The sequence below is a fragment of the Haloprofundus halobius genome (assembly GCF_020097835.1).
GTDB classification, from domain to species: domain Archaea; phylum Halobacteriota; class Halobacteria; order Halobacteriales; family Haloferacaceae; genus Haloprofundus; species Haloprofundus halobius.
This window is the reverse complement of sequence record NZ_CP083666.1, coordinates 1,265,433-1,290,034: the sequence shown is the minus strand read 5'-3', so window position 1 is coordinate 1,290,034 and position 24,602 is coordinate 1,265,433. Positions and strand designations below refer to the sequence as shown.

Below are 24,602 nucleotides of genomic sequence, written 5' to 3'. Positions count from 1 at the left end.
ACACTCGTCGAGATGACCGACGACAACCGATTCGAACCGGACGCGGTCACGATTCCCGTGGGCGAAACGGTCGTCTGGCGGACCGTAGGCTACGCTCCGCATACGGTGACCGCTTACGAGGACGAGCTCCCACCAGGAGCAGCGTACTTCAGCAGTGGCGGCTTCACGAACGAGGCTGCCGCCCGAGATGGCGCATCCGGGGGTGGCGGTGTCCTCGACCGCGGCGAAGAGTACACGTACACGTTCGACAAGCCCGGAACGTACACGTACTACTGCATCCCGCACGAGCAGGCTGGAATGACCGGCACCATCACCGTCGAACCGACGGCAGAATTCGGGCAGAGAGGTGCGTAGAGATAATGACCGCTGATACTGGCCTGCAATACCCAACGGCGCTGCTTCGACAAGCTGGGGGCCTCCGGCTCGTCGCGTTTTACGTGACTGTGGTGGCGCTTCTCGCCCTCATGGTGGTATTCCTCGGTGACACGCTCACGTTCCTCTTTACGGCCTGGATCGTCAGCGTGCCGGCCGTCCACCACCTCCACGACCTCGCGCTCGTCACGATGCTCTGGACGGTCGTTGCCGGACTCCTCGTGCAACTCTACGAACCCGAGCGACGGGTTGCGGGGATCCAACAAGCTCTGCTCGTCAACGTCGTGATCACGGGAGCGAACGTGCTAACGGGATTCTTCTTCCCGCCAGCGCTGCTCCTAGGCGGCTTACTGCTGGCTGCCTTTGCACTCCACCCTGCCGGTCGGGACGTCCTCCGCGTTCGGACGACGGGCTCGGTCAGCCACGTTCTCGTCGGACTCGTCGTCCTCGCGGCGATTCCGCTTACTGTCTACGCAGCGGATCAATACGCCCTTCAAGCGTCGGGCGATGTCCACGCCCAGCTCGGCCACTACGCGGACATGGTCACGTATTCTCTCCTCGTCCTGCTGCTCGGGTTGCTGGCTAGCGTGAAACCTGTCGGCTGGCGGATCCCGCTCTGGAGCACCGCGGGACTCGTGGGCGTCTTCGGGGCCACGTCCGTCCTACATCCCGCCCTCGCGTCGAGTGTAGGCCCCATCTGGGGTGGACTCGCCATGCTCTGGGCTACCGGGTTCGTCGCCGCTGGAGAGGTGAGCCACCGGAAGGGTGCGGACAGCTCCGACTAACCGGAGTTGAACTCCACGTACTCGACAAACGCAAACATGTTTGCGTTATCGCTGAATAGGTGGCCGACCTCTCGTACAGTATGCCGAAGGTTCGAATGAAGGTCGAAGCGTCTGGGAGTCTCGCCGAATTGTCGAAAGCACACCCGGATGCCACGTTCCGTATCCTGACGTCCCTCTCGACGGATGCAGGGCACATGACGCTCGTGGAGATTGAAGAACTCGACCCGGAGAGAGCCGCCAACTTCTTGGAGGGAGATTCGGACGTACTCACGCACGAGGTACTTCACACCGACGACCGGAAGGCAGTAATCCAGTTCCTTCAGGAATCGGAGCCAGCAGCAGGACGGGCCGGACAGGAATCTAACAACCCGCCCCCATATCCGCTCGTGCTTCGGGACGGATGGATTCTCGCTGAGTCCATCACCACTCATGACCGTCTCACGGCGTTCAGAGAACAACTTGAGGCGGTGGGCGTGAAGTATGAACTTCTCTCCGTGACCCAGTCGCAGGACCCGACAGAGTTGCTCACCGAGCGCCAGCGAGAGTTCGTGACCGAAGCTCTCGAACGCGGCTACTACGACACCCCACGTCGTTGTTCGCTCACCGATGTCGCGGATGCGCTAGGCGTCAACAAGGCGACGGCGAGCGGCATTCTTCACAGGGCCGAAGGTGCGATAATGAAGGAATTCATGGAAGGGCCATCGATGGAGTAGCAGAGGGCAATTACCTGCATCTCGGTCGATATCCACACCAAGAATGGGATTCGAGATCCCAGAGGGGTATGTACGGTTCGTAGATCAATCGGCGATTGATTTTCTCTCTCTCGTCACCAGTTTGGACGTACGTGAATTCCCGTGGACACCACTCGTCTGGTCACCCATCGAACGAAAGCAACGGCGCTGCGTTCGATTGGAGGATTACCCCGCCGCAGTCGGGCGGTTACCGCCGCGCAAATGTATGGGCGCTGCAGGAGTGTGGACTACGCCGAGACGGTCGCTCACTCCGTTCGCGCTGCGTCTCGTCTCGTTCAAATCCTTCGCGGTCCAGTTTTCACTCCTCACTTCGTTCGTCGGAAAACATGGGCGCTGCAGGATTTGAACCCACGGCAACTTGGTCCGAAGCCAAGCACTCTGTCCAGACTGAGCTAAGCGCCCTTCGTCCTAACTGAACACGGGACGGTGTTTAAATGCCGTGGTTTCCCATCGGTCCGTTCGGACCCGCTTCGCTCGTCCTCACTCCCCCCAACGTAGCTCGCGAACGCTCCGCGTTCACTCACTACCGTCGTGCCTACTTCGCGCGATTTATCATCGCCGGAGAAGCAGACCCTGCTATGTCTCTCGGCGAGCGCCTCCGCGGCTTGCTCGACCTCACTCGACCGGGTAACACCGTCGCGGCGGCGTTACTGACGGCGACTGGCGTGTTCGTCGCCGCCCCGGACGCGATCGTCGGCGGGCAGCCAGAGGTGCTGGCAGCGGTCGCGTCGACCGCCTGCGCGACGGCGGCGGGCAATGCGGTCAACGACTACTTCGACCACGAGATAGACCGTATCAACCGCCCGGACCGGGCGATTCCTCGCGGCGCAGTCTCGCCCGGCGGCGCGCTCGCGTTCAGCGTCGCGCTGTTTCTCGCGGCCGTGGTCGCCGCCGTCGTGTTGCCGCCGCTGGCCATCGCCATCGCGGTGACGAACCTGCTCGCACTCGTCGCGTACACGAAACTGTTCAAGGGACTGCCCGGCGTCGGCAACGCCGTCGTCGCGTATCTCACGGGCAGCACGTTCCTGTTCGGAGCGGCGGCCGTCGGCAACCCCCGCGACGTGGTCGTCCTGTTCTTGCTCGCCGCGGTCGCGACGTTCACCCGCGAGGTCGTCAAAGACGTGGAGGACGTCGACGGTGACCGCGAGGAAGGACTGCGGACGCTTCCCATCGTCGTCGGCGAGCGACGTGCGCTCCGGATCGGCGTAGCGGCGATGGCCATCGCGATTCTCGCGAGTCCGCTTCCGTACGTCTACGGCACACTCGGACTCGCCTATCTCGCGCTGGTGGTCCCGGCCGACGCGCTGATGCTCGGTGCGGCCGTCCAGTCGTTCGACAACCCGGCCGCCGGCCAGCGACGGTTGAAGCTCGGGATGTTTCTGGCCGCCGTCGCGTTCATCGTCGGTCGAGCCACCGCGGCGCTGCCGTGAGGTGTCCAGCGTTGCTTACCAATCAAAAAGAATATTATCGGAACACGATATGGTCCCATCACCCTATGACTCCGGGTGAGGTGATGCGCCGTGCCGACCGTTCTCTCCGACAAGCGCGTTCGGAGGTGAGCACCGCGGATGTATGACCTCACGCCCGCACTCGACGAGCGAGTCGACCCCGGGACGAACTTGCTGGTCTCCGGCCCACCGCTCACCGGCAAACGAACCGTCGCCCTCGACATCCTCGCGTCGGGGACCGCCGACGGCGACGGAAGCATCTACGTGACGACGAAGGACAGCGCCGAGCGCGTCCTCGACGAGTTCGGCGACCGAGTCGCCTACGAGGACCGCCCCGTCTCCGTCGTCGACTGCGTCACCCGTCAGCGAGGCGTCGGCGACGCCCGAGACGACAGCCGGGTGAAGTACACGTCGTCCCCGGTCGACATGACGGGTATCGGTATCAAACTCTCGGAGTTCCTGCAGGCGTTCTACGCCGAGCAAAACGTCGGCCGAAACCGTATCGCGGTCCACTCGCTGTCGACGCTTCTGATGTACTCGAACCTCCAGACGGTGTTTCGCTTCCTCCACGTCTTCACGGGCCGCGTCCAGAGCGTCGACGGACTGGGACTGTTCTGCATCGACTCGACGGTCCACGACGACCGAACGCTCAACACGCTCAAACAACTGTTCGACGGTATCGTCATAACCAGCGAGGACGCGCCGCCGACGGTTCGCCTCTGAGCGACGGTTCGCCTCTGAGCGACGGTTCGCCTCTGAGTTGCGCCGGGGGCGCACGGGCCGCGCCGCGACCGCGTCGACTCGCGTCGCCACGAGGCGCCCGACCGCCGTCAAGGCTTTTGCTCGCTACACCTCACCGTTTAGTATGCCGATTACAGACGACGACGGACTGCGGACGCTGCTCGAACACGACACTATAGCGGTCGTCGGCTGTTCGTCGACGCCCGGCAAGGACGCCCACGAAATTCCGGCGTATCTGCAGGAACGCGGCTACGACGTGATTCCGGTCAACCCCTACGCCGACGAGATTCTGGGTCGGAGAGCGTACGACTCCGTGGGCGACGTCGAGGAGGTGATCGACCTCGTGGACGTGTTCCGCCCGAGCGAGGAGGTCGCGGGCATCGTCGACGAGGTCGTCGCCCGTAAGAAGGAGCGCGGCGACGTCGAAGCCATCTGGCTCCAACTCGGCATCAGCGACGACGAGGCCGCCGCCCGCGCGGAGGCGGCGGGACTCGAAATCGTCCAAGACCGCTGTATGAAGGTCGAACACGGTCGGCTGATGGCGTGAGTTCCGAGCCGAGAACGGGCGACAGAGACAGAACCATCGCGCTCTTTTTCGCGCCGACGCTACCGCCTACTATGAGACCGTTCGAGTCGCTCCCCGACAGAGCGCTGACCGACGACGAACTCCGCGCGCTCCGCGAGAGCGAGGCCATCACCGAGGCGGCCCCGATGGCGCTCGTCGCGCAGGAACCCGGTATCAGACTGCTCGCGCTCCAGCGCGGGGAGACGCTGTACGGACTCGGCTACGACCCCAAAGAAGGATGGACCGTCGTCACCGAGCGTCCGGCCGACGAACCGGAAGACCTCGAAGCCGTCCGCGATATCCTGCGCGGGTGGGCCGACGGCGTCTATCGGGACGCGACGCACGTCGACTGAGTCAGACGTCGCCGCCGACCGACGCCGACGCGTTCGACTACCCCTCCCACTCCTCGAACGACCCGTAGACGCCCTTCGAGAGGTAGCGCTCGCTGGAGTCCGGAAACACCGTCACCACCGAATCGTACGGAGCATCGATCTCTCCGCTTTCGATGGCCTCGGCCACGTCGCGGGCAACGAGAGAGTTGGCGGCGCTGCTGGAAGCGACGAGGTGGCCCTCCTCGGCGGCGAGACGCTGCATCTCCGCGTGGGTGTCGCGGTCGGGAACGGCGACGATGTCGTCGACGAGTTCGGGGTCGAACAGTCCGTTCGTGCTGGGGTCGTGCGTACCGATACCCTCGGTCTTGTACTCGCCCTCCTCGGCGTCTTTCCCTTTGAGCGTCCGGTAGAGCGACCCCTGCGGTTCGACGGCGACGACGTAGGTGTTGGGGTGTCTCTCGCGGCCGTAGCGGGCCATCCCCATGAGCGTCCCCGCGGTGCCGCACCCGGCGACGATAGCGCCGACTTCGCCGTCGAGCGCCTCGTACACCTCGGGACCGGTCGTCTCGTAGTGGGCCTCGGTGTTCAGCGGGTTCGAGAACTGCTGCGGGACGACGGCGTCGTCGAGTTCCTCCGCGAGTTCGTGGGCGCGGTCGATGGCGCGGCCCATCCCGTCCTCGCTGGGCGTGTTGACGACCTCCGCACCGAGTGCGCGCATCAACTGCTGTTTCTCGACGCTGAATCGTTCAGGAACGACGAAGATCGCGTTCAAATCCAGTTGTCCGGCGGCGACGGCGATGCCGATACCGGTGTTGCCCGCTGTCGGTTCGACCACCGTCCCGCCGGGGGAGACGTCGCCGCGTTCGAGCATCCGTTCGAGCATGTACTTGCCGATACGGTCCTTGACGCTCGCGCCGGGGTTGAACGACTCCAGTTTCGCGTAGACGGGAACGTCGTCGGGGGCGGCGTGCACCGAGGTAAGCGGTGTCTCGCCGATAGCGTCCAACACGGAGTCGAGCGGAGCGGCGTGAGTAGTCATGCGCTGGCAAAAGTTGCCCCCGAACCTTAGTGTTGCCATCGCTCGTGCTGCGACGACGGGGTCGACACGTCACGCACGAACGCGACGGCCTTACGCGTTGTCGGTCGTGGTCGACGCGCCGTTCTCCTGGGTCGCCGAGTCGTCGGAGACCGCTTCGCTGTCCGCCGACTGCTGGCTCTCGGTGTCGTTCTTCGAGGCACCGCTCGTCTCTGCGTCCGATTCTCCGTCGCCATCTTCGGCCTCGGCGATGTGCGCCTCGGCTGTCACCGAGTCGACGTCGATGCCCTGTTCGTCGGCGATGGCTTCGAGGATCGCCCGCTGCTCGGCCACTTCCGTTTCGAGGCTGGCGACGCGAGCTTTCGTCTCGGCGACGCTCTCCTGCGTCGCCTGCACCTGTTCGCGGACCTCGTTGAGTCGCTTGTAGACATCCTCGCCCATGTCGGCGACCTTCTGTAGCGTTCGTGCCGTATTTCCGAGTCCCATAGGGGTTCATGTGGCCGCTGCTTTGTGTGCGTTCCGACTCGGGTCTGCGTGCCCGGAGGAGTCGCGTGGCGACGAAAGAGACGGCGAGCGGAGCGTTTTTTGGACCGCCGCGTGAGTGTTCGACATGGATAGGCCTCACATCCTCTTGACGAACGACGACGGCATCGAGAGCGTCGGGTTCGTCGCGCTGTACGACGCGCTGTCGGAAGTGGCCGACGTGACGGCCGTCGCTCCCGCCGACGACCAGAGCGCCGTCGGTCGGAAGATGTCTCACCGGGTCGACGTGACCGAGCACGAACTGGGCTACGCGATCGAGGGGACACCCGCCGACTGCACCGTCGTCGGCCTCGAATCGCTCTGTCCGGATGCGGATATGGTGGTCGCCGGGTGCAACAAGGGGGCGAACCTCGGGGCGTACGTCCTCGGTCGCTCGGGAACCGTCAGCGCCGCCGTCGAAGCCGCCTTCTTCGACGTTCCCGCCATCGCCGCCTCGCTGTACATCCCCGCGGGCGACGTGCCGTGGCAGGAGGCGGCGACCGAACCCGAGGCGTTCCGCGAAGCGACCGACGCCACCACCTATCTCGTCGAGAACGCCCTCGAGGCCGGCGTCTTCGAGCAAGCGGAGTATCTGAACGTCAACGCGCCGTTGCCTGGCCACGACCCCGCGCCGATGCAGGTGACGCGCCCGTCGACGATGTACGAGATGACCGCCGAACACGACGCCGAGAACGGGCACATCACCCTCACCGACAACGTCTGGACGCGGATGCGAAACGACGATATCCCGGATCCCGACGGCACCGACCGCCGCGCCATCGTCGACGGGAAAGTCAGTGTCTCGCCGCTGACCGCGCCGCACACGACCGAGCGTCACGAGTCGCTCGACGGGTTGGCGACGGCGTACCGGCGGTAGGTCCGGTCGATACCGTGATGCCGTTCGCGTCCAGGGAGACCGTCGGAACGCGCGGACGAGACGAGCGAGAGGAGCGAACCGGGCGAACCAGCGGGTCACTCGGGAGCGCTTCGAAGACGACCCGGCTCAGTCGTCTCGGACGCTCTCGATGTGCCGACCTACGCGTTCGAGCCCCTCCACCAGTTCGTCGGTGTGCAGTCCGAAGCCGAGTCGGAAGCGGTCGGGGTAACCGAACACGTCGCCGGGCGCGAGAACGACGCTCTCGGCGTCGAACACCGACCGACAGAACTCCTTGCCCGACTCGAACCCGTCGGGAACCGTCGGGAACGCGTTGACGCCGACCGGTTCGGACCACTCCAACTCGTACTCGTCGACGAACGCCGCCACACGGTCACGGTTCGCCTTTGCGTGCTTGCGGTTCTCACGGAGTATTTCGTCTTCTTTTTCGCCGAGCGCCTGCTTGGCGATATGCTGGCCGAGCATCGGCGGCGAGATGGTCGTGTAATCTTTCCATTTGCGGACTGTGTCGGCGAGTTCGGGGTGGGCGACGACCCACCCGAGTCGCGCACCGGCGAGGCCGTACGACTTCGAGACGCCAGCGGTCGAAATCGCCCGCGGACCGAGCGCCGCGGCAGGGGGATGGGGGTCGTCGGCGAGCATCCGATACACCTCGTCGACGAGCAGATAGGCGTCGTTGTCGGCCACGAGGTCGTAGAGGGCCGCCATCGTCTCCGGTCCGAGATACGTACCCGTCGGGTTGCTCGGGTTCGTCAGTACCACGAGTCGGGTCTCGGGCTGTACCGCGTCGGCGACGGCATCGACGGAGAGGCCCCAGTTCGGTGGCTCGGTTCGCACCGTCGTCACCGACCCAACTGATTCGGGGACGCTCTCGAGCGACTGGTACGTCGGCGCGACGACGACCGCGTGGTCACCGTCGTCCAACAGGGCCATGAACGTCAGAAAGTCCGCTTCCTGCGTTCCACACGTGAGGACGACTTCGTCGGCGCTTCTGCCGTACCGCTCGGCGATGTCGGCTCGGAACTGCGGGTCGCCGTCGGTGGGGATGACGTAGCCCAACTCGCCGACGTCGAGGTCGAACCGCTCCACCGGAAGGCTTCGGACGCCGCTCTCGGCGAGCATCAGATCCGCGCTCGGTTCGTACTCGTCGAGCCACCGCTCCAACTCGAAGGGGGGGAGTTCCATACCGAGGTGATGGGGAGACCGATGTTACGTGTTCTGGTAGGTAGTTCGACGGCCCGGCGTCCCGGCGTCCGCGCCCCGGAGTTCGATGGCCGAACGACCCGCCCCGCGAACGACGACACCGACGGCAATATTGACCGGTTCTCGGAGAAATTTCGAGGGGTCGGCCGTACGGTCGGTATGCACGAGACGTTTCTCGAACTGCTGAAGCACAACGCCGAGCACGCGGACGCCTTCGGCTCGGCGTTCTCCGACGTCCAGGACTCCCAACACCCCGAAGCAGTCACCGTCTGTTGCTCGGACTCCCGCGTTCTGCAGGACCACATCTGGGGCAACGAAGAACCCGGCCACATCTTCACGTGCAGCAACATCGGCAACCGCGTCGTTCAGCGGACCGACGCTGGAGAGGTGGTCTCCGGCGACGTGCTCTATCCCATCGCGCACACCGGGACCGAACTCGCGGTCGTCGTCGGCCACACCGGGTGCGGCGCGGTCACGGCGACGTACGACGCGCTGACCGACGGTGTCTCCGACGCTCCCGGCATCGAATACTGCCTCGATATGCTGAAACCGCGCCTCGAATCCGGTGTCGGCGCGCTCCCCGGGGATGTCGACCGCGACGAAGCGATAAATCGGCTCGTCGAGTACAACGTCGACAGACAGGTCGAGTTCCTCGTCGAGAGCGACGACGTGCCGGAGCGCGTCGAAATCGTCGGCGTCGTCTACGACTTTCAGGACGTCTACTCGGACCGACGCGGGGAAGTACACGTCGTCAACGTCGGCGGCGAAACGAGCGTCGAGACGCTGCGAGCGGCGCATCCGGAGCTCGCCTCGCGCGTCGAACGTCTCTGGGAGTACTGAACGACTGTCGACGCGGTGAGCGAGACGGCAGAACGGTTATCCGCTCGATTCTCGACACCCCACCATGGATGGTCTCACGCACGTCGCGCTACGCGTGGAGCGCTTGCGAGAAGCCGAGTCGTACTATAGCGGGCTGTTCGGCCTCTCAATCGCCTTCCGAGAGGCCGAAGTAGGGGGCGAGTGGCGGACGCTACCGCCGGACGCGAACTGGGAGGACGCCGAGGCTGCCGGCGTCGACCTGGGGTTGAGCTACCTCCGGCGCGACGGATTCGAACTGGCACTCGAACGCGCGGACGCCGTCACTCGGGAGGGAGCGCTCTCGCACATCGGCGTGAGCGTGTCGGCGACCGAATTGAGTTCGTTGGAAGGTCGTCTCGACGAGTTCGACTGCACGGTTCTCGGGTCGTCGGATCGCTCGCTCGTCTTCGGCAACGCGTACGGCGTGACCTGGGAGGTCGTTGAGGGGTACGATGCGGCGAGTACCGGCGAACGCACCGGACGCTGGATCGGGCTCTGAACGGTCCGAACAGCTATATCGGGCCTTCGCCTAGATTGACCATGCGATACTGTGGCACGGAGGGCGCGCTCGACGACGTGGAGTTCCTCGCGAGGTCGGAACACCGCGTCGCCGCGCTCGATGCGATAAGTGAGGGTCCGATGAGCAGAGCCGACATCAAATCGGCGACCGAGGCGTCGTCGTCGACGGTCGGGCGGGCGTTGCGCGCCTTCGAGGAACGAAACTGGATTCGGCGGAACGGTGATCTGTACGAGGCGACGCAGTTGGGCGAGTACGTCGCTGCGGCGATGGGCGACCTGCTCGAACGGTTCGAGACGGAGCGAAAGCTCCGCGGGGCCTGGCAGTGGCTCCCGGACGAGGCGAGCGGGTTCACCCTCGACATGGTCGCCGCCGCGACCGTCACGGTCGCCGACGCCGATGCGCCGTACCGTCCGGTGAACCGATTCGTCTCGTTGCTCCGGGAGACCGACCGGTTTCGGTTCGCCGGATACGACGTCGCCCTACTCGAACCCTGTAAAGACGAACTCCGGCGGCGTATCGTCGACGAGATGCGGACCGAGATAATCGACCCGCCGACTGTCGCCGCGTACATCTTCTCGACATACCGAGACCACTGCAGCGTTTCGCTCGACAGCGGCAACCTCTCTGTCCGGTTGCACGACGATTTGCCGCCCTACGGTGTCAGCCTGTTCGACGACCGAATCGCCATCAGTTGTTGTGACGAGGACTGCGGAATCGTTCGAGTGTTGCTCGACACCGACGCGCCGGAGGCGCGCCAGTGGGCGGAGGCCACGTTCGAGTCCTACCGACGCGAAGCCCGCCCGCTCGCGCTCGAAGCGCCCGTCGGGTGACAGAGACGCCGGTCGACTTCGACTGGCCCGTTTCTCCTCCGGCGAACGCTCGCGCGCAGCGAGTGACCATTCGTGCATCGTCTGCAATCCGGTCGCGCGGTGCGCGAATATCACTAGATGCCTACATCTGCCTCTACCCTGTACTCTCCCCTGCCGGGAGGCAAGACGACCGATGAGCGACGAACAACAAACGGAGAAACCGACGACAGCCTTACAAGTAGCGTGCGATACCGAAGTGTCCGGCTGCGTCTTCATGATGCGGACCGAGGCAGACGACAGGGATCGGCTGCTGCAGATCACGCGCGACCACGTGAGAGAACAGCACGGAAAAGAGTACAGCCTCGACGAAATCGAATCACGGCACGTCAACGAAGTCGCAGTCTGATTCGGTACGGACTCGACGAACGACCTATCGAAGTATGAACGTAGACCAAGCAACCGCCGAACAGCACAGAACCGACTACGAACCCGGCCGCGGAGCGCGGACCGGGTCGCTGCTGATGGCGCTCGCGGGCGTCGGCTTCGTCGGCTACGGCGTCGTTTTCCTCGTGAGAACGTTCTTCGGGTCGGGTTTCGAACTCGGCGTCGAGACGCTCAACGGCGTCACGCCGGCGCAACTCGACGCCGTCAACCCTGCCATCATGCACTACATCAACCACCTCCACGTCGCCACCGCGGCGTTCATCATCACCACCGGAATCGCCATCGCCGCCTTAGCGTGGTACGGCGTTCGCTCCGGTCTCGTGTGGGCGTGGGCGACGGCGGTCGTCGCCGCCGTGCTCGGTCTGGCGCTCGCGCTACCGATGCACTACATGGATCTCTTCAGCCACAACTGGGTGACGCATCTGGGGCCGATCTACCTCGCGTCGATAGTGTTCGTAGTGGGCGCTATCCTCGCGTACCGGGGAATACAGTCCGAACCCCCTCAGGTCGAACCCGACGAGGAGATGGCCTGAACTCCACGCGATTTTTCGCGATGAGCGCCGAGATGGCGACGTCCGCATCGACGACCAACTTCACCCGTCAGAATCACTCCGACTCACCCCCGACCTGACGAAAACGTGGGTCGTGGTCACCCCAATAACCCACGGAAGCGGCTGGCAGACCCCCGAGACGCCCCCGGAGGTAAACGCCACTCTGAGAAGAGACGACTCGTTCGATCCTCGCTCACGCTGAGCAGGAATTCATGTGGGGGTAGAACAACGAGAGTTTACCACCGGCCCACGAACTGGGTGATAGATGAATCCGCAGAGATGGCTCCAGCGGCATCAAGTCGTCGTCTATGCGATATTCGTTCTCCTCGCCGTTGGTGTCTGAGTCGGTCGTCCGAACTCGGCTCCATTCTTCGAGCGACTCATCGACCCGGTGCTGGTCGTCCTGCTCTACGTCACGTTCCTCGAAATCCCGTTCGTTCGCCTCCGTCGCGCGTTTCGGAACGGACGGTTCATCGCGGCGGCGTTGGGGATGAACTTCCTCGTCGTCCCTGTGGTCGTCTGGGACTCACTCGGTTTCTCCCCCACCAACCAGCCATCCTCGTGGGGGCACTCATGGTCCTTTTGACACCGTGTATCGACTACGTCATCACCTTCACGGAACTCGCAGGCGGCGACGCCGAGCAAATCACGGCGACCACGCCCGCGCTGATGCTCGTCCAACTGCTGTTACTCCCGCTGTATCTGTGGCTGTTCATGGGCGCGGAGGTTGCGGAGGTCATCGAGCCAGGACCGTTCGTTGAGGCGTTCCTGATACTCATCGCGCTTCCCCTGACGCTCGCGTGACTCACCGAAGTATGGGCGGAACGGTCGTCGAGCGGTGAAGCGTGGCAGGAGACGACGGAATGGTTACCGGTTCCGATGATGGGCGCGACGCTGCTCGTCGCCATCGCGTCGCAACTCCCCCGGGTACAGAGTTCCATCGAGCAGATTGCCGTCGTCGTTCCGATGTACGTCGCATTCCTCGTCCTCATGCCGATACTCGGACGAGTCGCGGCGGGGCTTCTTCGGATGGACGCCGGCGAGAGCAGGGCACTCGTCTTCACGTCGGTCACTCGTAACTCGCTGGTCGTCCTGCCGCTTGCACTCGCGCTTCCGACAGGCTACCGACTGGCTCCGGCCGTCGTCGTGACGCAGACGCTCGTCGAACTGATCGGGATGGTTGTCCTCACGCGAGTCGTCCCGACGTGGCTCGTCCCCGGAACGTGGACGCCGAGTCGAACCGTTCAGTCCGGCGACTAGTCATCTTCGCCTGTTCAGCAAGCGTCGGCGTGGATAACGCGTCGTTCGTCTTCGATGTCGACCGGATTATCGAGACTGGCGTCGTTCAACTGTGTTCAGGCAGTTAACATACGAAATGTATTCGAATAAAAGAGAATCGGCCTTCGGATCTGAATCCCCGAATACGACCGAGAGGGACAATTGCTCGACACCGCATATAAACGAGAGAGTACAGCGGTTAGCGGTCCGCCGCGAACTACCCGCAGAAACGCCCGTCAACCGACCGGCGATCGCACCTACGATGGTATGTGCCGGGCTCCGTTGACACCCTCAAACGGTGATATCTTTCTACAACGATGCTGGATACACAGCGCGTATCGGTCACAGTGCGTTTACAAACTGGCCGACAACCCGATTGAACCGCTCGGGCTCCTCGTACGGGGGACAGTGGCCACTAGCCTCGAAGTGTTCCACTTTCGCGTTGGGAACGAGTTCTGCGACGTTTCGAACGGCATCGATCGAGCCTCTGGTCTCGGCGGTACCAGCACAGACCAGCATGGGGACGTCTATCTCGGGGAGGACGGCGCGGTAGTCACGGGTGTGCGTGTCGAACAGGATAGCGCTCTGGATTGGTGGTGGCGTCCTGGTGATTTCGTCGGTCTGTAAGGTTCTCGTCTCGGCTGTGGGGTCGGCGAAGACCTGTTCTGTGAACCGTTCGACCAGGCCGAGCTGGTCGGACTGGGCCAGTTCGAGCAGGCTCTGAATGTCGTCTAACTCGGCGAGCCCGTAGTCGTAGTCGTCCCACCGAAACCGGGTGGCTTCGATGTCGACATCGACCAATCCTCGAATCCGGTCGGTGCCGAACTGATCCACGTAGTCCCAGGAGACGAATGCGCCCATTGACCAACCGACGACGACAACGTCTTCGAGGTCTTGCCGTTCGATGAACGCGTGGAGATCCCGCGCATATTGGGGGACCGTGTGGCCGAGCTCGGTCTTCTCCGACCGGCCATGTCCTCTGAAATCAAACGCGATCACCCGATAGTCGTCCGAGAGCCCAGCCAACTGCGGCTCGAAGAACCGGAGACCGTGCAAGACGCCATGGAGGAATAGGATCGGCTCGCCCTCGCCACGGTCTTCGTAATAGAGGTCGGCCCCGTTGCACTAGACGTATGGCATACCTTCGAACGACGGGCTCCGTATCGATAACAGTTCGTGACAAACACATCCTCTGTATTCCGCAGTCACCGCAAGGTCCCGCTTCGAGTTAGTGTCCGTGGCGCCTATAGAACTGTGATATCGTTCACCGACCGAGGAACGAGAGAGCAGCTTTCGGAAAAATCAGCAACCAGACTAGCAATACAGTCCCTGGAACCCCTCAATTCGGCTATCTACTCTCCCTTTGTTCCACCTTGTTCAGTTCGATGAGCAGCCGGAAAATCGCCTTCACCAAATTGGCATCTACCTCGAACGTCTCGGCGTTCTCGCCCGCACGCTCCATCACCTTGTCCTCTTGGGCTTCGTCGGTCGTCGGCAGGTCTCGTTCGGCTTTCACCTGTGCGATGGTGTCGGCGACGTACGTTCGCCGCGCGATGAGTTCGACGAGTTCGCGGTCGATATCCTCTATCTCCTCGCGGAGTTCGTCGAGGCTCATCTCGTCAGGTCGCAGTCGGTGCTGGTCCGTCTCTGTGAGTTCGTCAGTCATGGATACGTGCTCCGTCAGTTCGTGTTTCGGTCGAAAACGTCGTTCCCGCTCTGCCGTCCCACTGTGCTCGGACGGCGTCGAGTGCCTCCGCGTCGCCGACGGCGACGACGCTCGGCCCGGTTCCCGACAGCGAGACGCCAGCGGCGTCGGGGAGCGCTTCCATCGCCGGTTCGGCCGAGAAACCGAGCGCCGCCGAGAAGGCGAACCCGTTGACGGTCATCGCCTCGGTGTACCGACCCGCGAGCGCGAGGTCCGCTACCGTCTCGGCGACGGGCGCGATTCGCGTACAGCGGTCGGTGTCGGCGTCGGCGCTGTACGCGCGCTCCGGCGGCGTCCAGACGAGGACGGTCCAGTCGACTTCGTCCCGGAGGAGTAGTTCGTCCTCGCGGTTATCCGTGACGGTGACGCCGCCAAGCATGCTCGCGGAGGCGTCGTCGAACGCACCGGTTACCGTCACGCCCGCGTCGCGGGCGGCTGCGACGCCGATTCGGCAAGCGTCGAGTCGGGTAATCGCCGAACCGTCGCCGTCCATCGTGTCGCTCGCGACCGGCGTCGAGTCACCCTCCCCGTCGACGACGTCGACGCCGAGCGCCGACAGCGTCGCCAACACCGTGGCGTTGGCGGCGGCGCTGGAACTCTTGAGTCCGGCAGCCATCGGTACGTCGCTTTCGGTGTGGACGACGCCACCTTCGCCGTCGCCGAAGCGTTCGACGCAGCGTTCGACGCAGCGTTCGACGAGTCGCGTGTCTGCGTCCGGGTCCTCCGCGACGTCGCCGCGGACGGCGCCCGAGTCGTCGAGTTCGACGGACGCGCGCGTCTCGACGTCGATGGCGAACGCCGACCCGACGCCGGTCGCGAGCGCGTTCAAGACGGTTGCCGCCCCGAGGGCGGACGCGCGGCCGTGCATAGCGGGAGGCGGCGACGCGCCACATTAGGTGTGGCGGTCCGTGCCGATTTCGCTGCTATTCGCCGTCACCATCCAACGTCCGCATCGTCGAGACGCGACGTTTTTCCCACCGCCGTCTCTACCTTGGGTATGAGCGCGCGCAACGACGTCGCCCCGAGCACCCTCGGCGTCGAACTCCTCGACATCGGTGTCGAGGTGGAGTATCTCGACGGTCGCAAGACGCTGTACCGCGGCGTCCCACGGAAGCACAGCGGACCGCTCCGTACTGGACCCGGAAAGGAGACGCACGTCCTCGTCACCGACCCCACGGAGACGGAGGGCGTGATGATGTACGTCAACGACCTGAAGACGCACGACGACATCCTCGACGACAGCGGCGTCGGGCGCATCATCCTCGGCGACGGCGAGGCGGAGGAGGTGTTTCCGGGCGTCGTCGTCCGCCGAGTCGGCGGGATGCGAACCGAAGTCGAGGCCGACCCGGAGGTGGCGCGCGGGCGCGTCTTCGTCTTCGTCGAGGACGACTGGGGCGAAGAGAGCGTCGAGTTGGTGTCCGAGGCGTAATCCGCGGCGATTTACTGCAGGTACGATGGGTCCTCGGCGTCGCACCCCGATTCGTGTTGTTCGGCGTCCGTCTCGTTCTCGAAAAGGAGTCCGCACTCCTCGCACTCGAACCACGTCATATCGTCGCGTTCTGTCGTGGCGACCATACTACGAGAGAGGATAGCAACCGACAAATGCGTTACCCGGCAGCGGGTCGCAGCCGAGAGCGGGGTCGGCCGGCCTGCGGTCGCCGACCACCCGTCAGGAAGGGTAAAGAACCGTCACTGCAAAGGCGGTGACATGAGCGACGACTCGGGCATCGAACTCACGGTCCGTGCCGCCGAAAAGCGCGACGCCGGCCGTGGTATCGCCCGCCTCCCTGACTCCGCTCGACGGACACTCGGTGTTCTTAGCGGCGACACCGTCGTCATCGAAGGCGAACGTGAGACGGTCGCAAAAGTGTGGCCCGCCGGTCCGACCGCCCCCGCCGGCACCGTCCAGGTCGACGCCGACACCCGCACCAACGCCGGCGCGAAAGTCGGCGAGACCGTCCGCGTGCGGAAGGTCGCCGTCGAGACGGCCCGCTCGGTGACCATCACTGCCGCCGCGAGCGTCGGCACCGACGACGAGGACCTCCTCCAACGCATCCTCAAACGCGCGCTGTTGGACCGCCCCCTCCTCCAAGGCGAGCAGGTCCACGTCGAACAACTCGGCGACGCGCCGTTCGTCGTCAGCGAGACGAACCCCGACGGCACCGTTCGCATCGCCGACTCGACGAGAGTCCACGTCGAGGTTGCGAGCGACGAGAGCGGGAGCCGCGTCTTCCGCCCTTCCGGGCGAGACGGAGCGCGAACGGCCGACGACGCCACCGGTGACGCTGGTGCCGAGTCCGGGTCCGGCGCAAGCGCCGGCCCCGCCCCCGCGAAGCCGGCGACCGGCATCAACTACGAGGACATCGGCGGCCTCGACGAGGAACTCGAACTCGTTCGCGAGATGATAGAGCTCCCCCTCTCCGAGCCGGAGGTGTTCACCCGCCTCGGCGTCGAACCGCCGAAAGGAGTCCTCCTCTACGGACCGCCGGGCACCGGCAAGACGCTCATCGCGAAGGCCGTCGCCAACGAGGTGGACGCGCACTTCGTCACCATCTCCGGACCCGAGATTATGTCGAAGTACAAGGGCGAGTCCGAGGAGCGTCTCCGCGAGACGTTCGAGGCGGCCCGCGACAACGCACCCGCGATCGTCTTCTTCGACGAGATAGACTCTATCGCCCCCAAGCGCGACGAAGGGGGTGACGTGGAGGACCGCATCGTCGGTCAGTTGCTCTCGCTGATGGACGGCCTCGAAGCCAGAGGCGAGGTCATCGTCATCGGCGCGACCAACCGCGTCGACGACTTGGACCCCGCGCTCCGCCGCGGCGGTCGCTTCGACCGCGAGATAGAGATCGGCGTCCCCGGCGAGACGGGACGGCGCGAGATCCTCGACGTCCACACGCGGAACATGCCGCTCTCGGACGATGTGGACCTCGACCGGATCGCGTCGCGTACCCACGGCTTCGTCGGTGCGGACCTCGAATCGCTCGGCAAGGAGGCGGCGATGATCGCACTACGGCGTTCGCGGGAGGGGACGGACCCCGTCGCGCTCGACGACCTCGAAATCACCCGCGCGGACTTCGAAGGGGCGATGGCCGCCGTCGACCCGAGCGCGATGCGCGAGTACGTCGCCGAGACGCCGACGACGACGTTCGAGAACGTCGGCGGCCTCGACGAGGCGAAGGACGTGCTCGAACGCGCGGTGACGTGGCCGCTCACCTACGCCCCGCTGTTCGAGGCTGCGAACACCGCGCCGCCGTCGGGTGTGCTCCTGTACGGCCCACCTGGCACAGGGAAGACGCTTCTCGCGCGAGCCATCGCCGGCGAGAGCGGCGTCAACTTCATCCACGTCGCCGGGCCGGAGTTGCTGGACAGATACGTCGGCGAGAGCGAGAAATCGGTCCGAGAAGTGTTCGAGCGGGCCAGACAGGCCGCCCCGGCCATCGTCTTCTTCGACGAGATAGACGCCATCGCCGGCGACCGCGACATGTCCGGCGGCGACTCCGGCGTCGGCGAGCGCGTCGTCTCGCAACTGTTGACCGAACTCGACCGCCTCAGCGACAACCCCAACTTGGTCGTGCTGTCGGCGACGAACCGCCGCGACTCGCTCGACCCGGCGCTGCTGCGCCCGGGCCGACTGGAGTCGCACGTCGAAGTGCCCGCACCCGACGAGGCGGGTCGCCGCGCGATCCTCGACGTCCACGTCCGCGACAAACCGCTCGCCGACGAGGTGGACCTCGACGACGTCGTCTCGCGGATGGACGGGTTCACCGGCGCGGATATCGCTGCGGTCTGCCGGGAGGCGACGCTGCTCGCAATTCGGGACGTGGCCGAGCGCTACGAGGGCGAGGAGGCGAACGAGCACGCAGACGAGGTGCTCGTTACCGAGGCGCACTTCGACGCGGCGCTGGAGACGGTCGAACCGACGATGCGGTAGTCGGCGTCGCGGTTACGTATCCTGGCCCGGCCGACTCAGTTCGTCTCCGAACCGCGGGTCGAGACGAGCGACGTGATCTGCGCGCGGAGACGAGCGAGCCACGGGAAGTGGCTCCCGCCGAGTTCGATGACGCCCGCCCTCGCCATGAGGAGATAGACGCCCAGCGAGAGCGTGTAGACGAGCGGGGTGATGGCTAGCTGCCAGAGGAGTGTCGCCGAGAAGTCGATCCCGACTGCCGGACCCCAGATTCGGTTCACCGCTTGGATGATCCGATACAGCGGGACGTGCACGAGATAGATTCCCACGGCGTGCCGACCGATTCTCGGGAGCACCGTCCGCTTGCCCAACCCCGGCTTCGAGAGGCCGTACGCGAAGAGGGCGAACACGAAGAAAACCGTCGAGAGCGTGTACTCCGTCGAGATGATTGCCTGGCTGAGCGTGGCGTCGCGGAGGAGATAGCCGATGGCGTACTGTTCGGCGAGTTGGAGTACGACGAGGAGACAGACCACACCGAGATAGAGGCGGCTCCGGTCCTCGCTCGGCGTCCAGTCGCTCGCACTGAGTCGGTAGCCGAGCGCGACGTAGAAGAAGCCGAAGAAGAGAGCGTCGCGCGTCTCGAACGGTATCTCGACGAGCATCTGCAGGTTCGTCCCGACGAGTCCGACGACGTGGAAGAGAGCGGCGACGGGCAGCAGGTAACGGGTCTTCTCGAACCTGACGAAGAGGGCGACGAAACAGATGGAGAAGAACAGCGCAGTCAGGAACCACAGCGGGACGCCGATGGTGTCCCCGTAGTACAGAAAGCCCACTAGCGAAGGGTCGCCGAGTCGGCGCGCCAACAACGCGTTCACGACATCGACGCCCTGCAGCAGCGCGACGAGAGCCGTCGCTGCGAGGTAAAGCAGTATGCCGAACAGATACAGCGATCCCAGCTTCCGACCCGCGCCCTTCACGTACGATTCCGCGCTGTCGGCGTCCATCGACTTTGCGAGGAAGTAGCCGGAGGCCGCGAAGAAGAACGGAACGTCGAACTGACCGATCGTGTCCAACGCGAAGTAGACGTGGTTGCCGTACGTTCCGAAACCCCGGAACGGCTGGACGTGCGCGACGACGATGAAGAACATCGCGACGGCGCGGAGCGTGTCCACGCTGTGGAGGCGGTCACCCATCGACGACTGTGTTCGGCGTGGAGCGGTTTCAGGATTCTGGCCGCGAGATGACGGACGACTGTGCGCTCCGGCGGTTTCGAGGGGTGAGAGTGGGAATCACGGGAGGCGAGGCGTTTCTCACCGCGTCTCGAGGACGACTCTGTAGTGCGCGCCGTCACCGCGACGACGAACGTCGGCGACACGCCACGGCGTTCCGACGACGGCGTCGGCGAGTCGGCCGGGAGACGTCGCAGACCTCGAATCGTGCTCCGTCACAGTTCGTCACACACGGTCACACGTAATAAATCCGTAACGAGCTTCGGTACCGACTCACGCGGGGCGAGTACGCCGATCGCGGCCGTCGTCGCTTATTTGTGAGTGGCTGTCACAGAGGGGGTATGAGTGACGGCTTGCTCACCGAGAAAGCGCGGGACAGACTCACGACGACGTGCCGAACCGCCGTCGGCGACAGCCTCCGGTCGGTGACGTACTTCAGCCGGTTCGACTACGAGCAAGTGTACCTCCGCAGCGACCTGGAACAGGACGCCGACCTGAGTTCCTTCATCGGCAACGAGTGGCACGACTTCAAGACGACGCAGGACGCCTATCACAACTCCGAGTTGGGCGAGTACCGGTACACGATTCGCGTCTTCGACAACGGGTTTCTCGTCAGGATCACGACCGAGGACACGGGCGTGTTCATCACGACCGACGGCATCACGATGAAAGACTTCCAGTCGCTGGCCGCGGCCGTCGAACCGGTCCTCGAAGACTGGACGTGAACCCGGGGTGTACCCGCCGGATCCGCCGACCGCCGGGGCGCACTCGGACTCGCGCCTCGTCGGGTCCGAGGCCGCGCGCTCAGCGTTCGAGTAGCGTCTCCGCCGTCTCCTCGCGCGTCTGCGCGTCCGGGTCGCCACCGCGGAGTTCCGAGAGCGCGCACGACCGACAGTAGTGGTTGAACGACTCCGATTCAGTGTACACCGGTACCCCGGCGACGACGTACTCCGAGCGGAGTCGCCGAAAGAGTCCGCGCTCGACCCGCGGGCCGCAGACGACGCACCGCTCGCGGCAGTTCTCGTCGGCGTGGACGACGCGGTTGTCGACGGTGCGAACGGTGCCGAATCGGTCGACGGCGTGGCGACGGTTCAGTCGGCGACGAAAGCGGGGGTTGACGAACACGCCGAACGTGACGAACGCTGCCGAGAACGCGAGGACGAGTGCCACCACGAACGGGTTCGTCGAGAGCCCAGAGTTCCCGAGTACGGCGCTCTCGACCGCGAGAAATCCGAACACGCCGAGACCGACGAGCAACCACCCGGCGATACCGTTCGCGATGGCGGCGATGTCGTCGGCGAGCGTGACGATGGAGGGGCCGTCGGACATCAACTCGGAGGAGGATATGTCGGCTGAAAAAGACTCCGCACCGATTAACTCAGTCCCAGAACGACTGCGTCCGGGCGTACTGTCGCTCCTGGGCGAGGATGTCGCGGTAGAAATCGTCCTCGTCCTCGCGGAGTTTGGCGATGATACGCGCGGCGTTGTGCGGGCCGACGCCGCGGGCGGCCATCGCGACGACGGCGCGTTTGCCGTGGCTCTGGACGAGGTTCGCCGACTTGTACGCCCGCCGGGTCATCTTCTCCTGTCCGTCGTCTTTCTCGTTCGAGCGAACCGCTTTCACGACTTCGTCGGCCCACGGGTTCAGCGAGGCGACGCGCGTCGACCCGCACTCGGGACACTCCGGTTGGTCGGCGACGCGGCGAACTTTCGTCTTGCGCTGCCACCCGGTGCAGTGCAGACAGAAGAGGATGACGCGGTCGTTGCGGATGCGCTCTCGAATCGCCTCGATGACGCTCGCGTCGGCGTTCTCGGGGACGAGGAACTCGCGGCCGCTCGACCGCCCGGCGACGCCGATGGGCGTCCGCTCGCGGGCGACGGCGACTTCGACCTCGCCCGATTCGATGCGGCGGAGCACCTCGACCGCGCCCTGAACGTCCAAATCGCGGTGGAACACCTCTCTGACCGCCTCGTCGTAGACGGGAGTGTCTTCGAGCGCCGCGAGCAGGCGGTCCGCGCCGAAGCGGTTGGTCCCCTGGTACCGCTTGAGCGCGCCGAACTTCGCGGCGACCTGCGCGAGCGTGAACTTCAGGCCGTCGGAGTTCTTCAAAGCCAGTTCCAGCAGCCCCTCGACGTGGTCCGGATCGGTCGACTCCAGTACCTCGACGAAGTCGGGTGCGCGGACCTTCGGGGGCACCTCGAACTCGATGCGATATGGGTTGACCTCCATTCCGACCGACGACCCGGTTCGCTGGCCGACGAGCGCAGACAGCAGTCGCCCGAGCGTTTCGTTGACCTGGTGGCCGAAACAGGCGTTGACGACGACGGTTCGACCCTGGCCCTCGACGACGATGCGGTCGGCCGTCGGCAGCGGTTCGCCCGTCTCCGCGTGGCGGTCGAGCAGCGTCATCGCCTCCGTGATTGTGTGTTCGTCCGTCGGATAGCGACCAAGGAAGTCGCGGGCGACCGACTCGACTGACGCCCCCGATTCGAACTGCGGTCCCGCGACGTTGCGCATCTCGCCGACCTCCTGGGCGACGGCCATCGGTACCGGAATCTCGCGGCCGGTCCACGACGGCACCTCGCCCGCTGGGTTCTCGATGGGGGCGACGTTCACGCGGGTCTCCTCGTCGTCGATGTCGTTGATGCGCCACATCTCGCCGCGCTGGATGAACACCTCGCCGGGTTGCGCGAAGTTGACGACGAACCGTTCGTCGAGCGTCCCGATCTGTTTTCGGGAGCTCATGTCGTGGACCTCGTACGTCTCCTGGTCGGGAATCATCGAGAGGTTCGCGTAGAAGTACTGCCACGTGCCGCCCGACTTCTCCAGCAGGTCCTTCTCCTCGTCGACCCACAGCAGGCGGTTGCCCGACAGTTCGCGGACCACCTCGCGAAACTGCTCTTCCTCCAGGTCGCGGAAGGGGTACGCCCGACGGACGAGTTCGTACGCGCCGCGGGCGCTCACTTCACCGGTGTCCATCACGACTCCCACTATCTGGTTTGCCAGCACGTCGAGACTGCCGTGGTGAATCTCGGCGGGTTCGACCTCGCCGTCGCGGGCGCGGCGGGCGATGGCCAGCGCCTCGAACGTGTCGTCGGGGTCGCTTGTGACGATCGTCCCTCGGGAGACCGCGTCGCGGCGGTGGCCGGCACGCCCGACGCGCTGGAGCAGGCGGGCGACCTCGCGGGGGCTGCCGTACTGGACGACGTGGTCGACGCGGCCCACGTCGATGCCGAGTTCCATCGACGACGTGCAGATGAGTCCGTCGATATCGCCGGCTTTGAACCGGTCTTCGACGTCGATTCGGGCCTCTTTCGAGAGCGACCCGTGGTGGACGCCGATGTTCTCGCCGAGCGTCTTGAACCGCGAACCGAGCGCCTCCGCCGTCTGGCGAGTGTTGACGAAGACGAGCGTCGACTCGTGCGCTGCGACCAGATCACGAATCGTCCGGACGTGACTCGCGATCTCGGTGTCGGTTGCGAGTTTGCCCGCGAGACGCTCGTCTTCGGGCGTCACCTCCGGATGGGTTACCGTAAACTCGACTTTGCTCCCCACGTCGACTTCGACGATTTCGAAGTCGCGGTCGCCTCGCTCCGTCGACGGTCCGACGCCGACGAGGAACTTCGCGACCTCCTCGGGCGACCCGACGGTCGCCGAGAGGCCGATTCGCTGGAACGGCCCCGCGACCTCGCGGAGTCGTTCGAGGCCGACGGTCAGCTGCGCGCCGCGTTTCGAGGAGGCGAGTTCGTGGACCTCGTCGACCACGACGTGCTCGACGTCCGAGAGCGCATTTCGGAGCTTCTTGCCCGTCAGCATCGCCTGCAGCGTCTCGGGCGTCGTCACCAACACGTCCGGCGGGTCGTCGGCCTGTTTGCCGCGCTGGTACTGCGTCGTGTCGCCGTGGCGGACCTGGATGTCGAGACCCAGCGTCTCGCCCCACCAGTCGAGGCGCTCGCGCATGTCGCGGTTGAGCGCCCGCAGCGGGGTGACGTACAGCGCGGAGATGCCGAACGGTTTCTCGTCGTGTTCGACGATCGAATCGAAGACGGGCAGCATCGCCGTCTCGGTCTTGCCAGTCCCGGTGGGCGCGATGACGAGCGCGTTCTTCCCGGCGGAAAGCGGCGGGATCGCCCGGCGCTGCGGCTCCGTCGGCGTGGTGAAGCCGCGTTCGGAGAGGGCCTCGCGCACGGCGTCGCCGAGCGCGGTGAAGGCCCGAACCCCCGTCGCGGCCTCCGACTCAGACATTGACGAGATTAGCGGTGCGAGGGGGTTAAGGCCTGCGCTTGTGGCGGTCTTCGGGTGTTCGTGTCCTCGTTTGGGGGCCATCGAACCACGCCGATACTGTCGGGCAGTTTATACTGCGGCCGCGTGTCGTCTTCGACGATGGACCGCAGTCGAATCGTGCGAGTTGCGATCGGGATTTACGCCACGAGCGTCTTCGCGCGTGGAATAGCCGAGACGACGAGGGGAGGAAGCCCCTTCGGGTGGGTGTCTCTCCTCATCGGTGCCGGACTGTTCGCGGTGGTTCTGTTCAGATACGACGATTCGATGAAGCAGATGGAGCGAACGCCGTACTTCGAGCTAATCGTCGGGTCGGCGCTCCTGTTCGCGGCCGGCACGGTGCTCGGAGTTCTCTAGTTGCGCTC

The 24,602-nt window shown here is 64.9% G+C and carries 29 protein-coding genes, 1 tRNA gene and 1 pseudogene; 18 read left to right on the top strand and 13 right to left on the bottom strand.

Going from position 1 to position 24,602, the window contains the following annotated elements; all coding sequences use genetic code 11:
- The first annotated feature begins 12 nt into the window (after positions 1-12).
- From LAQ74_RS06735 to LAQ74_RS06725, 3 genes are all read left to right on the top strand, one after another.
- Positions 13-354, top strand: a complete 342-nt coding sequence (locus tag LAQ74_RS06735) for a cupredoxin domain-containing protein (protein WP_224336350.1) — start codon at positions 13-15, stop codon at positions 352-354.
- 110 nt (positions 355-464) lie between these two features.
- Entirely contained in the window at positions 465-1,157 is a 693-nt protein-coding gene (locus tag LAQ74_RS06730) for a hypothetical protein (protein ID WP_224336349.1), read from the top strand.
- Between the two features lie 59 nt (positions 1,158-1,216).
- Positions 1,217-1,870, top strand: coding sequence for a helix-turn-helix domain-containing protein (locus LAQ74_RS06725; RefSeq protein WP_224336348.1), 654 nt, complete (start codon positions 1,217-1,219; stop codon positions 1,868-1,870).
- A gap of 366 nt (positions 1,871-2,236) precedes the next feature.
- Here LAQ74_RS06725 and LAQ74_RS06720 read toward each other — a convergent pair.
- A tRNA-Arg gene (locus tag LAQ74_RS06720) sits at positions 2,237-2,311 on the bottom strand.
- 176 nt (positions 2,312-2,487) lie between these two features.
- Between LAQ74_RS06720 and LAQ74_RS06715 the strand changes: the two genes are divergently transcribed.
- The 4 genes from LAQ74_RS06715 to LAQ74_RS06700 all read left to right on the top strand — a co-directional run bounded on the left by LAQ74_RS06715 (position 2,488) and on the right by LAQ74_RS06700 (position 5,016).
- Positions 2,488-3,339: a geranylgeranylglycerol-phosphate geranylgeranyltransferase gene (locus tag LAQ74_RS06715; RefSeq protein ID WP_224336346.1), complete on the top strand. Its 852-nt coding sequence runs from the start codon at positions 2,488-2,490 to the stop codon at positions 3,337-3,339.
- A 138-nt stretch (positions 3,340-3,477) separates the two neighbouring features.
- Complete coding sequence (locus LAQ74_RS06710) at positions 3,478-4,080, top strand: RAD55 family ATPase (protein WP_224336344.1); 603 nt, start codon at positions 3,478-3,480, stop codon at positions 4,078-4,080.
- A gap of 142 nt (positions 4,081-4,222) precedes the next feature.
- The gene (locus LAQ74_RS06705; protein WP_224336342.1) at positions 4,223-4,645 is read left to right on the top strand and encodes a CoA-binding protein; all 423 of its coding nucleotides are present in this window, start codon (positions 4,223-4,225) and stop codon (positions 4,643-4,645) included.
- 71 nt (positions 4,646-4,716) lie between these two features.
- Positions 4,717-5,016, top strand: a complete 300-nt coding sequence (locus tag LAQ74_RS06700) for a DUF7964 domain-containing protein (RefSeq protein WP_224336340.1) — start codon at positions 4,717-4,719, stop codon at positions 5,014-5,016.
- A 37-nt stretch (positions 5,017-5,053) separates the two neighbouring features.
- Here LAQ74_RS06700 and LAQ74_RS06695 read toward each other — a convergent pair whose 3' ends face one another.
- On the bottom strand, positions 5,054-6,034 hold the full coding sequence (locus LAQ74_RS06695) for a PLP-dependent cysteine synthase family protein (RefSeq protein WP_224336338.1): 981 nt from the start codon (positions 6,032-6,034) through the stop codon (positions 5,054-5,056).
- Positions 6,035-6,124: 90 nt separating this feature from the next.
- The gene (locus tag LAQ74_RS06690; protein WP_224336336.1) at positions 6,125-6,517 is read right to left on the bottom strand and encodes a DUF5798 family protein; all 393 of its coding nucleotides are present in this window, start codon (positions 6,515-6,517) and stop codon (positions 6,125-6,127) included.
- 124 nt (positions 6,518-6,641) lie between these two features.
- On the opposite strand from LAQ74_RS06690, the gene surE reads away from it, so the two are divergent.
- Positions 6,642-7,430, top strand: coding sequence for a 5'/3'-nucleotidase SurE (surE, locus tag LAQ74_RS06685; protein WP_224336334.1), 789 nt, complete (start codon positions 6,642-6,644; stop codon positions 7,428-7,430).
- Positions 7,431-7,556: 126 nt separating this feature from the next.
- On the opposite strand, the gene LAQ74_RS06680 is transcribed toward surE, so the two are convergent.
- Together LAQ74_RS06680 and LAQ74_RS06675 are read right to left on the bottom strand one after the other, a co-directional pair.
- Positions 7,557-8,633 (bottom strand): aminotransferase class I/II-fold pyridoxal phosphate-dependent enzyme, encoded by a 1,077-nt coding sequence (locus tag LAQ74_RS06680; protein WP_224336330.1) that lies wholly within the window; start codon positions 8,631-8,633, stop codon positions 7,557-7,559.
- A gap of 24 nt (positions 8,634-8,657) precedes the next feature.
- Positions 8,658-8,816, bottom strand: coding sequence for a hypothetical protein (locus tag LAQ74_RS06675; protein WP_224336329.1), 159 nt, complete (start codon positions 8,814-8,816; stop codon positions 8,658-8,660).
- On the opposite strand from LAQ74_RS06675, the gene LAQ74_RS06670 reads away from it, so the two are divergent.
- The 6 genes and pseudogenes from LAQ74_RS06670 (at position 8,811) to LAQ74_RS06645 (ending at position 13,093) form a co-directional block, all read left to right on the top strand.
- Entirely contained in the window at positions 8,811-9,491 is a 681-nt protein-coding gene (locus LAQ74_RS06670) for a carbonic anhydrase (protein ID WP_224336328.1), read from the top strand. The two genes, LAQ74_RS06675 and LAQ74_RS06670, sit on opposite strands and share 6 nt — an antisense overlap.
- A gap of 64 nt (positions 9,492-9,555) precedes the next feature.
- A complete protein-coding gene (locus tag LAQ74_RS06665) occupies positions 9,556-10,008 on the top strand; it encodes a VOC family protein (protein WP_224336327.1) in 453 nt (150 codons plus the stop codon).
- A 41-nt stretch (positions 10,009-10,049) separates the two neighbouring features.
- On the top strand, positions 10,050-10,859 hold the full coding sequence (locus LAQ74_RS06660) for a helix-turn-helix transcriptional regulator (protein WP_224336326.1): 810 nt from the start codon (positions 10,050-10,052) through the stop codon (positions 10,857-10,859).
- Between the two features lie 172 nt (positions 10,860-11,031).
- Positions 11,032-11,244: a DUF1059 domain-containing protein gene (locus LAQ74_RS06655; RefSeq protein ID WP_224336325.1), complete on the top strand. Its 213-nt coding sequence runs from the start codon at positions 11,032-11,034 to the stop codon at positions 11,242-11,244.
- Positions 11,245-11,278: 34 nt separating this feature from the next.
- Positions 11,279-11,815, top strand: a complete 537-nt coding sequence (locus LAQ74_RS06650; protein WP_224336324.1) for a hypothetical protein — start codon at positions 11,279-11,281, stop codon at positions 11,813-11,815.
- A gap of 283 nt (positions 11,816-12,098) precedes the next feature.
- Positions 12,099-13,093 (top strand): annotated as a pseudogene (locus LAQ74_RS06645) (arsenic resistance protein).
- Positions 13,094-13,453: 360 nt separating this feature from the next.
- On the opposite strand, the gene LAQ74_RS06640 reads toward LAQ74_RS06645, so the two are convergent.
- The 3 genes from LAQ74_RS06640 to LAQ74_RS06630 form a co-directional block, all read right to left on the bottom strand.
- A complete protein-coding gene (locus LAQ74_RS06640; protein WP_224337172.1) occupies positions 13,454-14,188 on the bottom strand; it encodes an alpha/beta fold hydrolase in 735 nt (244 codons plus the stop codon).
- 271 nt (positions 14,189-14,459) lie between these two features.
- On the bottom strand, positions 14,460-14,777 hold the full coding sequence (locus LAQ74_RS06635) for a chorismate mutase (RefSeq protein WP_224336322.1): 318 nt from the start codon (positions 14,775-14,777) through the stop codon (positions 14,460-14,462).
- Positions 14,770-15,684 carry a shikimate kinase gene (locus LAQ74_RS06630; protein WP_224336320.1) on the bottom strand — a complete coding sequence of 305 codons (915 nt, stop codon included), beginning with the start codon at positions 15,682-15,684 and terminating at the stop codon, positions 14,770-14,772. Before LAQ74_RS06630 ends, LAQ74_RS06635 begins: the two co-directional genes overlap by 8 nt.
- Before the next feature lie 129 nt (positions 15,685-15,813).
- Here LAQ74_RS06630 and LAQ74_RS06625 point away from each other — a divergent pair, with 129 nt between their 5' ends.
- Positions 15,814-16,245: a DUF5796 family protein gene (locus LAQ74_RS06625; protein ID WP_224336318.1), complete on the top strand. Its 432-nt coding sequence runs from the start codon at positions 15,814-15,816 to the stop codon at positions 16,243-16,245.
- An 11-nt stretch (positions 16,246-16,256) separates the two neighbouring features.
- Here LAQ74_RS06625 and LAQ74_RS20335 read toward each other — a convergent pair whose 3' ends face one another.
- A complete protein-coding gene (locus LAQ74_RS20335) occupies positions 16,257-16,391 on the bottom strand; it encodes a DUF7128 family protein (RefSeq protein WP_255647774.1) in 135 nt (44 codons plus the stop codon).
- Between the two features lie 133 nt (positions 16,392-16,524).
- Here LAQ74_RS20335 and LAQ74_RS06620 point away from each other — a divergent pair, with 133 nt between their 5' ends.
- Positions 16,525-18,750 carry an AAA family ATPase gene (locus tag LAQ74_RS06620; RefSeq protein WP_224336316.1) on the top strand — a complete coding sequence of 742 codons (2,226 nt, stop codon included), beginning with the start codon at positions 16,525-16,527 and terminating at the stop codon, positions 18,748-18,750.
- Positions 18,751-18,785: 35 nt separating this feature from the next.
- Here the strand turns inward: LAQ74_RS06620 and LAQ74_RS06615 are convergent, their stop codons facing one another.
- Positions 18,786-19,919: an acyltransferase family protein gene (locus tag LAQ74_RS06615; RefSeq protein WP_224336314.1), complete on the bottom strand. Its 1,134-nt coding sequence runs from the start codon at positions 19,917-19,919 to the stop codon at positions 18,786-18,788.
- A 117-nt stretch (positions 19,920-20,036) separates the two neighbouring features.
- A complete protein-coding gene (locus LAQ74_RS06610; protein WP_224336312.1) occupies positions 20,037-20,174 on the bottom strand; it encodes a hypothetical protein in 138 nt (45 codons plus the stop codon).
- A 122-nt stretch (positions 20,175-20,296) separates the two neighbouring features.
- Here LAQ74_RS06610 and LAQ74_RS06605 point away from each other — a divergent pair, with 122 nt between their 5' ends.
- Positions 20,297-20,680, top strand: coding sequence for a DUF7522 family protein (locus tag LAQ74_RS06605; RefSeq protein ID WP_224336310.1), 384 nt, complete (start codon positions 20,297-20,299; stop codon positions 20,678-20,680).
- Positions 20,681-20,759: 79 nt separating this feature from the next.
- Here the strand turns inward: LAQ74_RS06605 and LAQ74_RS06600 are convergent, their stop codons facing one another.
- Together LAQ74_RS06600 and LAQ74_RS06595 are read right to left on the bottom strand one after the other, a co-directional pair.
- Positions 20,760-21,284: a DUF8108 domain-containing protein gene (locus tag LAQ74_RS06600; RefSeq protein WP_224336308.1), complete on the bottom strand. Its 525-nt coding sequence runs from the start codon at positions 21,282-21,284 to the stop codon at positions 20,760-20,762.
- A gap of 49 nt (positions 21,285-21,333) precedes the next feature.
- The gene (locus LAQ74_RS06595) at positions 21,334-24,201 is read right to left on the bottom strand and encodes a DEAD/DEAH box helicase (RefSeq protein WP_224336306.1); all 2,868 of its coding nucleotides are present in this window, start codon (positions 24,199-24,201) and stop codon (positions 21,334-21,336) included.
- A 138-nt stretch (positions 24,202-24,339) separates the two neighbouring features.
- On the opposite strand from LAQ74_RS06595, the gene LAQ74_RS06590 reads away from it, so the two are divergent.
- Positions 24,340-24,594, top strand: coding sequence for a hypothetical protein (locus tag LAQ74_RS06590; RefSeq protein ID WP_224336304.1), 255 nt, complete (start codon positions 24,340-24,342; stop codon positions 24,592-24,594).
- Positions 24,595-24,602 lie beyond the last annotated feature (8 nt).